The organism is Thermostichus sp. MS-CIW-15, from assembly GCF_054060575.1.
In genome coordinates, this window is sequence record NZ_JBSSDI010000047.1 from 1 (window position 1) to 14,464 (window position 14,464).

A 14,464-nucleotide genomic window follows, 5' to 3' on the forward strand; every position below is an offset into this window, starting at 1 on the left:
GTCAGCATCGCGTAGTGACAACGGAAACGGACAGAATGCTATCGCTTCACCGCTGAGCAGTAATGCTCAGCAGTGTTCAGCGTAAATGTATCAGTATCAACAGGAGTGAGCAGGGATCGACCGGATCCCTGCCCCCTCAAGCCCAAAATTTGCTCTCTTCAAGACTCCGGCGCCAGGCGGGCATAGAACAAGCCCTGGACACGGACGGTGCGGGGTTCCAGTGCCCCTTGCTCGGTGCTGGACTGCTGAATGCTAACGAAGGAGCCGCCCATCTCTCCCGTGCTGGGATCCACGCGGGCAATGCGCAGCGACAGTTTCCCCCGCGAAACCTCGTCCACCTTGCGGTTGGTGGCGAAGTCGTCCTTGGCCGCCTGTAGCCCTACGGCTGTGTCGTAGCCGGTGTTAGAGCCGCGCCCGCGCGCGTCGAGGAAGGTGCTGGTGTGGTAGCCGGGCACCAAGAACTCCCCTTCAAAGTCGGTCGAGGGGTCAATGGCGGAGCCCTGAGCTGTGGCCACCAAATCTTTCACGCTAAACAAAAATGGCACCAGCTCGCGGCGGGGCAACTGACCGGTGGTCGGCTGAAAGGTGATCCCGTCCACCACTTTGAGCTCCAACCCGCCGTCTTTGGGGGTGACCTCAGCCTTAATCGGCCCCAGCGTGGCTGCCGAGATCATGATGTTTTTGGCCTTGATAAACTCTTTTTCCCCGTTCCGTTTCTCTTCTTCCACCTCAATTTGCACCGGCTGGAAGCAGACGTCTGTCAACTTTAGGGATCCCCCCTTGGGCACCTCGATGCGGCCGCGGGCATCATCCGAGACGGAAGGGCATATGGCCGCCTTGCCGGTGTTGCGGATCTGGTCGTAGGTTAAGGGGGCCTTGGCCGCCTCCGCCGGCAGGGCGAAGACGCTCAAACAGAGCGCCAACAGGATGGCGAGTAGTGGACGGTACCGCATAATCAACCTCGAAAAACCTGTTTTAATCTCAATGCTGCTGGGGAAAATAAGCCCGAATGCCCCTATTGTACGCAATAGTGATCCCCTCTTTGGCCGGGCTTGCAGAAGTTTCCTGGCCAGGCAGAGCTGTCGGGTAGCTGCGTTTTCCTACTTCTTGGATTGCCGACCCCTGCCCTTCTACAAAGACCTCGCGGCCCCCTCAAAGCGGGCCACTCGCCACCAGGGATCCCAGCCAGCGCTCCCGAATTTGGTTCACCAGCTCGCCGATGGGCTGTTGGTTGACGCGGTAGCTGGTGGGATGGGCGATCAAGCGGGCGGTGCTCTCGAAAAGGCAGTCCCGTTCCACCAGGCCGTTTTCCCTCAGGGTACGTCCGGTGGCCACCAAGTCCACAATCGCATCGGCCATGCCGGTGATGGGAGCCAGTTCCACTGAGCCGTAGAGGGAGATAATTTCCACCGGCAAATCCAACCGGTCAAAATACTCGCGGGCGCAGCCGACAAACTTGGAAGCCACGCGGGCATGGGGAGGCAACTGGGCCGCCGAGGTGTAGGGACTTTCTTGGCGAAGAGCCACCGACATGCGACAGTGGCCGAACTTCAGATCCAGCAGGTGGGCCACTCGCACCTCGCTGCCGGCATAGCGCTCCCGCAAGACGTCGTAGCCGACGATGCCCAGTTGGGCCTGGCCGTACTCCACATACACCGGCACGTCGTGGTTGCGCACCAGCAGCGCCTCGTAGCGTTGCCCGTTGAGCTGGGTGGGCGATTCAATCCGCAGCAGGCGGTTGCCGGGATCCAAAAAGCGACTGAAATCGATCCCCACCTGTTGCAAGCAGAGGATAGCGTCGGCCAGCAAGGCTCCCTTGGCCAGGGCAATGGTGATCGGCTGGCCGGCGGAACGGCAACCTGGGGTATCGGGATGCGGGGCGGGGCTGAGGCCGAAAGCCATCGACATAGAAGGATGTCCGGGATCCCTGCTCTTGCCAGGGCTAGATAGAGAGTCAAGCCTTGACAGCGGCAGAGCAGTTGCGGGCGTTGCTTCCCCTCGATTGTAGAGGATCGGCCTCTTGGCGGCGATTCCCCCCTCTATCCCCCCGTACACGGGGGGACTGGGGGGCCAGCCCAGAGCGAAAACCCTCTTCTGTTATCCAGACTGCCGATCCTGGGATGATAAAGTCAGGAGACGATAGACCCGGAGGAGAGAGGACGGCATGAAAGCCATGATCCTGGCAGCCGGCAAAGGGACGCGGGTACGGCCCATCACCTACATGATGCCCAAGCCGATGATCCCGATTTTGCACAAGCCGGTCATGGAGTTCTTGGTGGAGCTGCTGCGGGAACATGGGTTCGACCAAATCATGATCAACACCAGCCACCTCGCTCACCAGATCGAAGACTACTTTCGCGATGGCCAGCAGTGGGGAGTACACATCGGCTTTTCCTTCGAGGGCCACTTCGAGAACGGCCAGCCGGTGGCCGAACCCCTGGGATCCGCCGGTGGCATGCGCAAGATCCAGGATTTTTCCGGTTTTTTCGACAGCACCTTCGTGGTGCTCTGCGGCGATGCCCTGATCGACCTCAACCTGACCCAGGTGGTCAACTTTCACAAATCTAAGGGGGCATTGGCCACGGTGGTGTTGCGAGAGGTGGATCCCAGCCAAGTCTCCAGCTATGGCGTGGTGGTAACCGATGCGACGGGCCGGGTCACCGCCTTCCAAGAAAAACCCAGGCAGGAAGAGGCCCTCAGCAACACCATCAACACCGGCATCTACGTGTTCGAGCCAGAAGTCCTGGACTACATCCCCCCCGGCTTCCCCTATGACATCGGCAGCGATCTCTTCCCCGCCTTGGTGAAAGCCGGCGCCCCCTTCTACGGCCTCAAGGCCGACTTCCAGTGGGTGGACATTGGCCGTACCCCTGACTACTGGCTGGCGGTACAGAAGGTGCTGCGCGGCGAGATCAAGGGGGTCAAGGTGCCCGGGATCCAGATTCGGCCCGGCGTCTGGACGGGGATCAACATCCGCGCCAACTGGGATCGCATCCATATCGAGCCGCCGGTCTACATTGGGGCCAGCACTTACCTGGCAGACGGGGTGAAGCTCATCGGCCCCACAGCCATTGGCTACGGCTGTGTGTTGAACGAAGGGTGTACGCTGGATGGCAGCCTCATCTTCAACTACACCCAAATCGCTGCAGGAGTTACCCTGCGCCACCAGATGGTGATGGGTCGCTACTGTATTTCCTCCGATGGCAATGCCATCGACACGGAAGAGTCCAACCTCACCTGGTTGATCGGAGATGCTCGCAGCCATGCCAACGGCAAATCCCAATAGCACCCTCTATCTCTACGGGATCGTCGCTGCCCCCGGCCCGCGCCACCTGAATGTGGTGGGGCTGGACAAGCAGCCGGTGGGGATTCACGTGCTGGGATCTTTGGCCTTTCTCTATTCCCAGGCTCGCCAGGAGCGCTACTTGGCCAGCCGGGCCAATCTGCTGGCCCACGAAGCTGTCCTAGAAACCGTGATGAGCGAGGGATACCGCGCCCTGCTGCCGCTGCAATTTGGCCTGGTGGTGAGCGGCTGGGATCAGGTAGAGCAGGATTTGATCAAACCGCACCTGGCCGATCTGCTGGCCCTGCTGCAGCGCCTGGAGGGCAAACGGGAGGTGGGGGTAAAAGTCTTCTGGGATCCCCAGCAAGAGCTCCAATTGGGGCTAGAGGAAAACCCGGCCCTGAAAGCCCGGCGGGACGAGATGGCTGGCACCCCCTTGGGGCTAGATGCAGTAGTGGAAATTGGGCAGGCTCTGGAGCAAATGCTGGAGCAACGGCGCCAACACATTGCCCAAACCTTCACAGCCGCCCTCGGCTCTCTGGCCAGCGATCGCGTCGAGGGAGAGCTGCTTACGGAAAACATGGCCTACAACAGCTCGTTTCTCATCAACTGGGAAGATGAGCCGGCTTTTGCCCAAAAAGTGGAGGAGCTGGATCGAGCCTTTCAGGGACGGCTGCGCATTCGCTACAACAATTTCACCGCTCCCTACAATTTCGCCAAGCTTTGACCGGCCTGTACTCCCCCCCCTATATCCCCCCGTCTACGGAGGGACTGGGGGGCCAGCCGCTTGGGACAGGCAGCGCGGATGTGGGACTCGCTCAGGTCGGGCATGAGGGCCAGGGCCCGTTGGGGATCGATTTGCGCTTCGCACACCGCCTCCAGCACCTGCTCGGCCAGAAGGGAAAGGGGCATATCGGCGGTTTGCTCAGGATCGGTATCCTCTCTAATTTGTCGAACTCCCACCGGCGGGGGAGGCAACACCGGCGGCGCCGCCTGCGGGGGCAAGGTGGTGGAGGTACCCACCTCCAACTGCGCTTCGGCCAGGGCCACACCGCGCCCTGCCACCAACAGGGATCCCAGCAACAGCGTCCCCCCCAACCTGCCTATTCCCTTGCTGAGCGGAGCACGCTTCCCCAGACCTTCTCCAAGGCTACCGCTAGCCAACCTTTTGCCCAGCGCTTCGCCGCTCATCTTACCCCTCCAAGACCACCCCTTTGTTCAAGATATCCAACAAACCTTGGATTTGCAGTAGGCTATCGTTGGCTCCCAAACCGTTTGCAGCCCCCCCCTATGGCTCGTCTATCGCAAGAGCTGGCCCGATTTGCCTGCCTTCCCGCCCATCCAGAGCAGCCCGAGCCTTACCCAGAGGGATCCCCACCCATCCGCCTTGAAGAGATTCTCAAACTGGCGGGCGAGCGCAGCTTTGGCTTGTTTTTGGCGGTGCTCTCCTTTCCTTCTGCTCTGCCTCTGCCAGCTCCTGGCTATTCCACTCCCTTTGGCGTGGTTATTCTGCTGCTGGCCCTACAAATGCTGGCGGGGCGAACCACCCCCTGGCTGCCGCCATGGGTGCTGCAGACATCCATTGAACGGAAGCAATTTCAAAAGTGGGTGCAGGCCGGGATCCCGTGGTTGCAGCGCATTGAAAAAGTTGCCTGCCCCCGTTGGCAACCAGTCTGCACCAGCCGCCTGGGCCAGGTCTGGCTGAGCACCTTGATCAGCTTGATGGGTATTTCCATGATCATTCCCGTGCCCGGCACCAACACCCTGCCGGCGATGGGGGTCTTCGTCACCGCCTTTGGCCTCCTCGAAGAGGACGGGATCCTGTGCAGCTTGGGATCCCTGATCTGTGTGGCGGCGGGGCTGCTGACCACTTCCATTTTGGTGGGCCTGTGGCTGGGGGGAACGACTCTGTTGGATTGGCTGAGAAGATAGCCTTTTGCCCTCACTCCCAACCCCGGCCCCCCCTATATCCCCCCGTGTACGGGGGGATACGGAGTTGGGGATCGAGGCAACGCCCAGCTTCACCGATGGAAAGACGGTGACGAAGTTGTATCGCCTGTGTCTTGTTGCAACGGACACCCCCGCGCCGCTAGCGGGATTGAGGGACCAGCGCCAGATCCTGGGTGAGGCGCAGCTCGATCACCTGGTTGGGATCCAAAACTACCACCTGTGGCGCCGTGACGTTGCCGATCACCGCTCCGGCCACCCCAGCCCCCAGCACTTCTTCTGTGGCAATGGCATTGTCGCCGGTCACCAAGCCGAGAATGGCGCCCGCTGCCGCGCCGATGGCCGCATCTTGGATGATTTTGCCCGTGGTGGTGTAGCGAGGATCCTTAACATCGTGGATCACATCCGATTGGGCAGCCAAGGGGAACAGTTGGTTGTTGGCGATGATGCTTTCTGCCACAAAGCGCGTGCCCCCCGGTGCCGGCTCAAAGCGGCCATCCACCCGCGAGCCGAAAGGCACCAGGATGTCCCCCTGGGCGTTGCGAATCGGGGTGCGGACGATCAAGGACAGGGGGCGAGTTTCGTTGGGGGCGATGAAGAGGCGCTCGTTGAAGGGGGTGGTGGTCTGCATCAGGGTGCCCGCCGCCAGCGTGGAAAGGCGCAGGTCAAAGCCCGCCGGGGGGGTGGAAACCCAACTGCTCGGGTTCTGGGCCACCAGGGATCCCCGATTGAGCAGGGCCTGGTGGGTAAAAGCGGCCACCTCGGCACGGGTGGCAGGGCGGTTCGGCTCCAAAAGCATAGGATCCGGGTAATTGACAATCAGGCCGGCACGGTTGGCGGCTGCAAGTTGTGCCAGGGCCCAGTTGGGAATGGCTGCCGCGTCGCGGTAGCGGCTGAACAGCTCGCTCGGCTGAGCCGCGGGGATGGCACTCGTGTTGCCAAGGGCGTTAGTCAGGATCACCAGCGCCTCGGTGCGAGTAACGGGCTGTTCGGGTCGGAAGGTGCCGTCTGGGAAGCCGGCCACCAAGTTGTTGGCTGCCGCCGTGGAGATAGCATTGGCCGCCCAGTGGCTGGGAGGCACATCCCGAAAGCCGATGAAGGTACCAGAGGTGTTGCGAAGGCGAAAGGCAGTGGTGACAAGGGTGGCAAACTGAGCGCGGGTCACCGGCTCGTTGGGACGGAAGGTGCCATCCGGGAAGCCGTTCAACACCCCTTGAGAGGAGAGGGTCTCGATATAGGCTTGCGCCCAGTGGCCAAAGGTGTCGCGAAAAGGAGCGGCCATGGCCACCTGGCAGTGGATGCCCAGTGCGGCTCCCGATAGGAGTAGGCCGGCTGTGCGTGGGGTCAACAGAGAGGGAAACATCGTGCATTCACCAAGTTGTCGTAGCGCCCATTGCTGGGTCAATAGCTACTCTTATTCTGGCTATTTCCTCAGTGGCGGCAATAGCTAAAACCCTTGCTGTGTCCTAATTTGAGCATTTCCAACCTAAGATTTGCATAGAAACGCAATAGCGGAGGATTGGTAAGGAAATCTCTTCATCTCTGTTGCGCCAGCATCGCGTATAGACAACACCCCAGCCTCAGTTGCTGTTCACGGCATTGCCACTCTGTACAAGTTTGAAACAGCCCCCCAGGGCTCCGCAGTGCCAGGGAGTTGATGCTGGCAGGACATAGGATCCAGCCCCCCTCCCAGAAGGAGAGGGAAGCTGAGCATCAGGGATAAGGGGTGCTGTTTCCACAGCCGGTGGCTACGAAAGGTCCCCTGCTGCTGGCGGGATTGGGGGATCGGCGCCAAGTCTTGGGTGAGGCCCAGCCCAGGGATCCGGAAGGCTCGCCCAGGAGCGCCTTGGCAGTCGGTATGGGTTAAATGACCTTGCCCTCGGACGTGATTCTCCCCTTCAGTTTGCCGGCCCGCTCTTCAGCTTCCTCGGTAATGAGGGCCAGTTGCTCTAACACCTCGCCGGGGTATTTTTCCAACACCCGCAGAGAGAGCGCTACCCGCCCTTTGGCCTCATCCACATCGATGACCACGGCCTTGAGCGGCTGACCGGGCTGGAACAAGTCGGATAAGGAGGCGACAAAGCTTTGGCTGACCTGCTTGATGGGCAACAGCCCGCTGCCCCCCTCCTCCAGCTCCACGAAAACGCCGAAGGGCTTGAGGGCGCTGACCTTGCCCCGCACCACCTGACCGGTGGTGTAGATTCCCAGGCTCTCAGCTTGTCGCGCTACTCGCTGGGAGAGCACCAGCTTGTTGGCAGCGGGGTTGACCTCCAACAAACTGGCGGTCAGCGATTGGCCCACCAGCTCTTCTAGATTTTCCCGTTGGTTGAGATGCGAGCGAGGAATAAAGCCCCGCAGCCCCTGCACGTCCACCAGAACCCCGCCCTTGTTGGTGCCGATCACCAGGGCAGTTACCGTCTGGCCGTTGGTCTGTTTTTCGGCCAGCTCCTCCCAAAGTCGCTTCAGCCGCAGCCGCCGCGCCGAGAGTACGATTTGCCCTTCCGAGTCCTCTCGCAAGATGAGAAAATCGGCTTCGCTTTTGAGGGGAAAAAGCTCGCTCAAATCCTCTCCTGAGCGGATCCCGGCTTCTTTCAGGGGCAAAAAGGCCGGCGACTTGCCGCCGATATCCACCAGCGCCCCATCGTTCTGGTGCTGGAAGATGCGGCCTCGCACCACCTGTCCCGGTCGAAAGTCAAGGCTTTGCGCCTCCAGAGCCTTGGCAAAATCTTCCGAAGAAAACGTATCGGCAGCCTGAGAGCGAGGGGAGCGAAAGGTCATGGAATGCAAAGGAAGCAATTCAAGAGGCAATGGGTTTCAGGATAACCCAAAACTTGACAGGGATCCCAGCCCCTCTCGTCCGCCTCGGCGGGAAGAGGTACTCACCCTCTTGAGAGGAGGCCAAGCCCAGGGCATCGACACCGGCAGCTTCCTCTAGATGTAGTACATCAACCTGGCCTGTTGCTGTTGCGCCTGCCGGTCGCAGAGGTCTTGCAAGGTCGTTTTTTGGAGAATGCCCACCGCTGCCGCCTGGGCATCTTGCCAAGCCTGCCAGAGCACCTGGCGCTCCGGCGAGAGATCGCCGCTGGGCAAGTCGCGGGGGCGGGTGAGATCTTCTCCCTCGATGGCCTGAATGATGTCCAATAGGGAGATCTGCCAGGGCGGTCGAGCCAGAGAGTAACCTCCTTTGGCGCCCCGCTGGCTGCGTACCAGGCCCTGCCTGCGCAGCGTGGCCAGCAACTGCTCCAGATAGCGGTCGGGAATCGACTGGTGGGCTGCGATCTCCTTAATCTGCAATACCCGGCCGTCATGGTAGTGCTGGGCCAACTCCAGAAGGGCCAGGAGAGCGTACTCACTTTTACAAGACAGTTCCAAAATACCCATCCTTCCTGCAAGGATCAGGTCTATGATACTCCGGTTTTCCACCGGGGTTTTGTGGGATCCCCTTTGGGTTGCCGGTGGGTTGGGCCTGTATGGTGGAATAGGCCCTTTTGGGAGTGGTTTATGGCAAGTGTTGGCACCCTGTCCGGTTCAGCGCGGATCCCGGCGGAGCGATTGCAAACTTTGCGGCAGCAGATCGGCAAGCTGATCGCCAACGTCGAGTCGGTGTTTCAAGGCAAGCCACGGGTGGTGCAGGCCGTGGTGACGGCCCTGGTGGCGGAAGGCCATGTCCTCCTGGAGGACGTGCCGGGAGTAGGCAAAACCACGTTGGCGCGGGCCATTGCCCGCAGCTTGGGGGCCAAGTTTCAGCGAATTCAATTTACCAGCGACCTCTTGCCGACTGACATTCTTGGCCTCACCCTTTTCAACAAAGAGAAAGGGGAGTTTGAATTTCGCCCAGGCCCCATTTTTGCCCATGTCATCCTGGCCGACGAGATCAATCGCACCTCTCCCCGCACCCAGAGTGCCCTGCTAGAGGCAATGGCGGAAAAGCAGGTTTCGCTGGACAACCGCACCTACCCGCTGCCCAGTCCCTTTATGGTGTTGGCCACCCAAAACCCCTTGGAGTATCACGGCACCTATCCCCTCCCGGAAAGCCAGTTGGATCGGTTTCTGGTGCGGCTGTCCATCGGCTACCCCAGCCCTGAGGTGGAGCGGGCTTTGCTGCTGCAGCGACAGCAGGCAGAGCCGGTGGAGGCTCTCCAGCCGGTGCTTTCCCTGGCGGAGCTGCGGGAGATCCAGGCGGCGGTGGATCAGGTGTACCTGGATGGATCCCTGGCCGACTATCTGCTGCAGGTGGTGCAGGCGACGCGTGCCTCCAGGCTGTTGCGGGCCGGCGTGTCCACCCGCGGGGCGTTGGCCTTGGCAAGGGCAGCACGGGCGCAGGCGTTGGTGAGAGGGCGGAGCTTTTGCCTACCGGAAGATCTGCAAGCTTTGTTTGTGCCGGTGCTGGCCCATCGCATTTCTTTGGCCGGATCTGGGGACATGACGAGCAACCGACGGCAGGAGGCAGAGGCCGTCATCCGCGACATCGTGGCAACGGTTGAGCCGCCAGTTTGAGGAGGGATCCCTTAGGCGATAATAGGAGCCAGCGGTCTTGGGCAGAACTGCGGATGTCGGATCCCAATCAAGAAATTAAAGACCTCATCCTGGCTTTGGACAAAAAGCTGGAGGGAATCGACCGCAAGTTGGAAATCCAGGTGACGGAGATCAAAAGCGAGATCCGGCTGGTCAAAACCGACCTGGAAGCCAAGATCGACCTCACTCGCAACGACCTAGAGAGCAAGATCCAAGGCGCTCGCAACGAGCTGGAAGCCAAGATCGACCTCACTCGCAACGAGCTGGAAGCCAAGATCGACCTCAGCCGTAGCAGCCTGGAAGTGAAAATCGCGGAGCTAAGCGGCAAAATGGATGGCTACAGCAAGCGGCTTGACCAACAGGAGTTCATCAGCCGCGGCGCGATCGTGGCCCTAGTCGTTGGGGTGGCCTCAGGGTTTATCAAGTATCTTTTCTTCAGCAATTGATTGGAGTTTGACCTGAGTTGCCTTGGGTTCCTCCCCAAAACCTGCAAGCGGCGGCGGGTCAGCACTCCTGGAATTGGTCGAGGGCACGACACAGCTCCGGGACAACTTCTGCTGGCCAGAAACCCTCACCCCGCCGGCCCTGGTGCAACTGGAGATAGAGGCCCCAAGCAGTGGCGCTGCCACTGGCAACCAACGTGAGGGCAGGAAAGGTCTGCTCCAGCGTAATGCTCTCCTCGGCCATCAGTTGGGAGGCGACAGCTTCCATATCCTGCTGCAGACGATACACCCCCTGCACAAATGCTTGCCATTCTTCTAGGGTTAGCTCCAACGCCCAAGTCTCTCCTCCCACCAGGGCCACAAAAGGGGAGCGCCCAGGATCCCAGCCCAACCGCCAGCCGGATCCCTTGCGTAGAGCAGGAGGAGGCAGGTTCGAGAATCCACCGTCGTTTCCGGTAAAAAGCAGGGAGGTAGAGGGGAGAGGAGCATCCATCGCTGCGGCTAGGCCAGAAAAGATGCGGGTACAATCGACAGGGTGTGTTGTCAGGATAAAGCGGCCATGGCCAGTTGTCAGTCTCCTACTGCCCAACCTCGCCGGTTTTTAAGGACTCCGCTCCGCTGGCGCAAACAGAGCAGCCTCATTTCCGGCTTGGGCCTGTTGCTGACAGCCTTGGTGCTCCGTGCCGCTGACGCGACCGGGGTTCGCAAAGAGGCCGAAGATCCTGTCTTGCTAGCGCAATTGTCTGCAGCGGCCACCCCCGAAAACCCGATCCTGCACGTGGGCATTGTGCAACGCTTTGGCCGTTCTGAGCAAGATCAGGTGGAGCTGGCAGCGCCGCTGGGGTCTTTCCTCACCCTGGAATTTGCCCAGGCAGACGGCAGCACCCAGAGGCAGCGGCTCCCACAAGTTACGGTTGGGATCGTCAACCGCGCCCTGGCCAGCCCGGAAACCGTGTACCGCCTCATCCTCAGCAGCCACAAAAGCTTCGAGAGCGCCGAGGCCAGCGCCAACTCCTGGGAATCTCTGGGCATCCGCACCGAGATCGCCCAACCGCAGGAATGGCAGGTGTGGGCCAGCCGCGCCTACACTCCCCAACAACTGATCCAGATTCAGCAGTATGCCCAGAAAGAAGGGATCCCTCAGGTGCGGCTGGAGGTGCAGGAGCGGCGCGAACGGGCGGAGCTGAGCTGGGTACATGAGCATTTTCGCTACCATCGCACCCGCCTGAGGGTAACCTCCGATGCCGGCTATCTGCGGGTGAACGACCGCTACTATGCCGGATCCATTACCATTCAGCCCAATGCCTACGGCAGCTATACGGTGGTCAACGCCGTGCCCCTGGAAACCTATTTACGGGGGGTGGTGCCCCATGAGGTGGGGCCAGGGGCCCCCTTTGCCGCCATGGCCGCCCAGGCAATTTTGGCGCGCACCTACGCCCTCAAGAACCTGCACCGCTTTCAGATCGACGACTACCACCTCTGTGCCAATACCCACTGCCAGGTTTACAAGGGGCTGAGCGGCACCCATCCGCGGGCCGACGAAGCGATTCGCCAGACCAGCGGCCTGGTGCTCACCTACAAGGGCGAGCTGGTGGATGCCGTTTATTCTTCCACCAACGGCGGCATCTCGGCAGGCTTTGAAGAGGTTTGGGACGGAGAGCCGCGCCCCTACCTGCGCCCGCAGGTGGATATCGCCCACCAGCCCGATCAGCCCTTCGATTTGCGGCAGGAGAGCGACTTCAAGGCCTTTCTGGCCCGGCGGGAGGGTTTCAACGAAGCAGGGGTATCGCGCCTCTTCCGCTGGGAGTTTTCTCAGTCGCTGGAGGAGCTAAACGCCCAACTGCGGGCCGCTCAAGAGTACCTCGGGATCCCTCTCCCCGAGTGGATGACCATCCAGGGGCTGCACGTCCTGGAGCGCTCGGTCAGTGGTCGGGTGCAGGCGCTGCACGTGGACTTGCAGACGCCCCAAGGGCTCCACTCGATTCTTTTGCGCAAGGATCAGGTGCGCCTGGCTTTTCCCCGCCTGTACAGCACTCTGTTTCGCGTGGAACCCCTGAAACAGAGCGGGCGGCTGACAGGCTACCGCTTTATCGGCGGCGGCTTTGGCCACGGGGTGGGGCTGAGCCAGTACGGCGCCTACACCCTGGCGCGGCGGGGGTTGAACGCGGCGCAAATCCTCGCCTTTTACTACCCCGGCACCACCCTGGCCGAGCTGGGATCCCTCTCCCTGCAGTTGCCTGAGGTTTCCCTGGCCTTTGACAGTAGCCAGGCGCAGTCCTGGTCCGGCTACCAGAGATAGGGGGCACGATGGAAGAAGAGCGACGGGAACGCGGCCATCCCCCTCTTCGGGATCCCGCTCCAGAGGAAGGGTGGCAGGAAGGGGCGGCCCAAGCGCCGCCAGAGCTGGCCCCCCCCTACATCCCCCCGTACACGAGGGGACAAGAGGGTGGCCGGGGGGAGGCGGGGCTGTCGGGGATCCCGGTCGCCCCACCGGGGTTTAAGTCGGGATTTGCGGCGCTCATCGGGCGGCCCAATGTGGGCAAGTCCACCTTGATGAACGCTCTGGTGGGCCAGAAGATCGCCATCACTTCTCCCGTGGCCCAGACCACCCGCAACCGCCTGCGGGGGATCCTCTCTTTGCCGCAAGCCCAGATCATCTGGGTGGACACCCCTGGCATCCACAAGCCCCACCACCGCCTGGGGGAGATCTTGGTACACAACGCCCAGGCTGCCATTGGGAGCGTGGATGTCGTCCTCTTCGTGGTGGATGGCTCGGTGCCGCCAGGGCGGGGGGATGCTTTTATCGCCGAGCGGATCCCCAGCGCGACCCCCTGCATCCTCGTCTGCAACAAAGCCGATCTGCTGCCCAAAGAGTCTGCCGCGCGCCAGGCCCACCAAGAGAGCTACCAAGCCCTGCGCCCCGGTGCCCCCGTCGTCTGGGTGTCGGCGTTGGATCCCGGCAGCTTGGCGCCCCTCATCCAGGCCACCGTCGACCTGCTGCCCCCTGGGCCCTACTACTATCCCCCGGATCTGGTGACGGATCAGCCGGAGCGGTTTATCATGGCGGAGTTGATCCGCGAGCAAGTTCTCTTGCACACCCGCGAGGAGGTGCCCCACTCGGTGGCCGTCACCATCGACCAGGTGGAAGAAACCCCCACCGTCACCCGCGTCCTGGCCACCCTCTACGTGGAGCGGGACTCGCAAAAAGGGATCCTCATCGGCAAAGGGGGGGAAAGGCTCAAGCAAATTGGCCAGGCCGCCCGCCTCCAGATTCAAAAGCTCATTGCCGGCAAGGTGTACCTGGAGCTGTTCGTCAAGGTGCGGCCCCACTGGCGGCGCTCCGAGCACCTGCTGCGCGACTTCGGCTACCGCGTTGAAACGTGAAGGGGTTTTGTGGCTGAGGTTGAGCTATCTGGTGGTATTGATGGGGATGCTGCACGTTGAGGTTAACGGCAATGCTGCGACTGTATGGGATCCCGACCTCCGGGAATTGCTACAAAGTAGAGCTGCTTCTCAAACAGTTGGGGATCCCTTACGAGACGGTTGAGGTCAACTCCAGGGTCGGAGAAAATCGCCGCCCCGAGTACCTGGCCAAGAACCCCCTGGGGCAGATCCCGGCTTTGGAGCTGGAAGACGGCACCGTCTTGGCCGAGTCAGCCGCAATCTTGGTTTACCTAGCAGAGGACACTCCCCTCTATGGCCAGACGCGGCTGGAGCGGGCCGAGATCTTGAAATGGCTCCTTTTTGAACAAACCCGCATTGCCCGCTACATTGCCACCACCCGCTTTTGGGTGCGAGCCGGCCAGGCCGAGGCCAATGCCGAGCTAATTGCCCAGAACCTGAAACTCGGTACCGAGGCTCTGGAGATCATGGAAAGCCACCTACGGGAGAAGGAGTTCTTCGTGGGCAACCGCTACACCATCGCCGATCTGGCCCTGTTTACCTATACCCATGTGGCCGAGCAGGGCGGGTTTGACCTCAAGCCCTTCCCCAACATCCGCGCCTGGTGTGAGCGGGTCAAGGCCACCGACCGCTTCTTTCCTCTCCCCGGCGCCTAGAATTTCCCAGTGGTGCCTTTGCAGCCGACCGAGTCGGATCTCGCTTCCAATCCTAGCGGAGGATTTCTCACTCCCAGCCCCTCTCCCTGAGGGAGAGGAAAACTGGAAATTGTTGCCACGAAGGGCTGATACATTTACGCTGAACACTGCTGAGCATTACTGCTCAGCGGTGAAGCGATAGCATTCTGTCCGTTTCCGTTGTCACTACGCGACGCTGA

Annotated in this window: 15 protein-coding genes; 8 read left to right on the top strand and 7 right to left on the bottom strand. The window is 61.1% G+C overall.

Annotated elements, in window-relative coordinates; genetic code table 11:
• Nucleotides 1-158: 158 nt before the first annotated feature.
• The gene (locus ACVW0R_RS12640; protein ID WP_011430097.1) at nucleotides 159-953 is read right to left on the bottom strand and encodes a photosystem II manganese-stabilizing polypeptide; all 795 of its coding nucleotides are present in this window, start codon (nucleotides 951-953) and stop codon (nucleotides 159-161) included.
• A 199-nt stretch (nucleotides 954-1,152) separates the two neighbouring features.
• Complete coding sequence (gene hisG, locus ACVW0R_RS12645) at nucleotides 1,153-1,902, bottom strand: ATP phosphoribosyltransferase (protein ID WP_240527875.1); 750 nt, start codon at nucleotides 1,900-1,902, stop codon at nucleotides 1,153-1,155.
• A gap of 262 nt (nucleotides 1,903-2,164) precedes the next feature.
• Between hisG and ACVW0R_RS12650 the strand changes: the two genes are divergently transcribed.
• Nucleotides 2,165-3,286: a sugar phosphate nucleotidyltransferase gene (locus tag ACVW0R_RS12650; RefSeq protein WP_457502145.1), complete on the top strand. Its 1,122-nt coding sequence runs from the start codon at nucleotides 2,165-2,167 to the stop codon at nucleotides 3,284-3,286.
• The gene (locus tag ACVW0R_RS12655) at nucleotides 3,264-4,010 is read left to right on the top strand and encodes a GvpL/GvpF family gas vesicle protein (protein WP_041438253.1); all 747 of its coding nucleotides are present in this window, start codon (nucleotides 3,264-3,266) and stop codon (nucleotides 4,008-4,010) included. Before ACVW0R_RS12650 ends, ACVW0R_RS12655 begins: the two co-directional genes overlap by 23 nt.
• On the opposite strand, the gene ACVW0R_RS12660 is transcribed toward ACVW0R_RS12655, so the two are convergent.
• On the bottom strand, nucleotides 3,989-4,381 hold the full coding sequence (locus ACVW0R_RS12660) for a hypothetical protein (RefSeq protein WP_041438250.1): 393 nt from the start codon (nucleotides 4,379-4,381) through the stop codon (nucleotides 3,989-3,991). The two genes, ACVW0R_RS12655 and ACVW0R_RS12660, sit on opposite strands and share 22 nt — an antisense overlap.
• A gap of 192 nt (nucleotides 4,382-4,573) precedes the next feature.
• Between ACVW0R_RS12660 and ACVW0R_RS12665 the strand changes: the two genes are divergently transcribed.
• Nucleotides 4,574-5,215 (top strand): exopolysaccharide biosynthesis protein, encoded by a 642-nt coding sequence (locus ACVW0R_RS12665; protein WP_011430093.1) that lies wholly within the window; start codon nucleotides 4,574-4,576, stop codon nucleotides 5,213-5,215.
• Between the two features lie 157 nt (nucleotides 5,216-5,372).
• On the opposite strand, the gene ACVW0R_RS12670 is transcribed toward ACVW0R_RS12665, so the two are convergent.
• From ACVW0R_RS12670 to ACVW0R_RS12680, 3 genes are all read right to left on the bottom strand, one after another.
• Nucleotides 5,373-6,593 (bottom strand): S-layer homology domain-containing protein, encoded by a 1,221-nt coding sequence (locus tag ACVW0R_RS12670; protein ID WP_099812187.1) that lies wholly within the window; start codon nucleotides 6,591-6,593, stop codon nucleotides 5,373-5,375.
• 500 nt (nucleotides 6,594-7,093) lie between these two features.
• Nucleotides 7,094-8,008, bottom strand: coding sequence for a S1 RNA-binding domain-containing protein (locus tag ACVW0R_RS12675; RefSeq protein ID WP_011430091.1), 915 nt, complete (start codon nucleotides 8,006-8,008; stop codon nucleotides 7,094-7,096).
• Between the two features lie 153 nt (nucleotides 8,009-8,161).
• Nucleotides 8,162-8,602, bottom strand: coding sequence for an RrF2 family transcriptional regulator (locus ACVW0R_RS12680; protein WP_011430089.1), 441 nt, complete (start codon nucleotides 8,600-8,602; stop codon nucleotides 8,162-8,164).
• 129 nt (nucleotides 8,603-8,731) lie between these two features.
• On the opposite strand from ACVW0R_RS12680, the gene ACVW0R_RS12685 reads away from it, so the two are divergent.
• Together ACVW0R_RS12685 and ACVW0R_RS12690 are read left to right on the top strand one after the other, a co-directional pair.
• Entirely contained in the window at nucleotides 8,732-9,727 is a 996-nt protein-coding gene (locus ACVW0R_RS12685) for an AAA family ATPase (protein ID WP_011430088.1), read from the top strand.
• A gap of 53 nt (nucleotides 9,728-9,780) precedes the next feature.
• Nucleotides 9,781-10,191, top strand: a complete 411-nt coding sequence (locus ACVW0R_RS12690; protein WP_099812188.1) for a hypothetical protein — start codon at nucleotides 9,781-9,783, stop codon at nucleotides 10,189-10,191.
• A gap of 58 nt (nucleotides 10,192-10,249) precedes the next feature.
• Here the strand turns inward: ACVW0R_RS12690 and ACVW0R_RS12695 are convergent, their stop codons facing one another.
• Nucleotides 10,250-10,681, bottom strand: coding sequence for a DUF1818 family protein (locus tag ACVW0R_RS12695; RefSeq protein WP_049749741.1), 432 nt, complete (start codon nucleotides 10,679-10,681; stop codon nucleotides 10,250-10,252).
• Between the two features lie 66 nt (nucleotides 10,682-10,747).
• Between ACVW0R_RS12695 and ACVW0R_RS12700 the strand changes: the two genes are divergently transcribed.
• From ACVW0R_RS12700 to ACVW0R_RS12710, 3 genes are all read left to right on the top strand, one after another.
• Nucleotides 10,748-12,487, top strand: coding sequence for a SpoIID/LytB domain-containing protein (locus ACVW0R_RS12700; protein WP_457502146.1), 1,740 nt, complete (start codon nucleotides 10,748-10,750; stop codon nucleotides 12,485-12,487).
• An 8-nt stretch (nucleotides 12,488-12,495) separates the two neighbouring features.
• Nucleotides 12,496-13,572: a GTPase Era gene (era, locus tag ACVW0R_RS12705; protein WP_457502147.1), complete on the top strand. Its 1,077-nt coding sequence runs from the start codon at nucleotides 12,496-12,498 to the stop codon at nucleotides 13,570-13,572.
• Nucleotides 13,573-13,643: 71 nt separating this feature from the next.
• Entirely contained in the window at nucleotides 13,644-14,246 is a 603-nt protein-coding gene (locus ACVW0R_RS12710) for a glutathione S-transferase family protein (protein ID WP_011430084.1), read from the top strand.
• Nucleotides 14,247-14,464 lie beyond the last annotated feature (218 nt).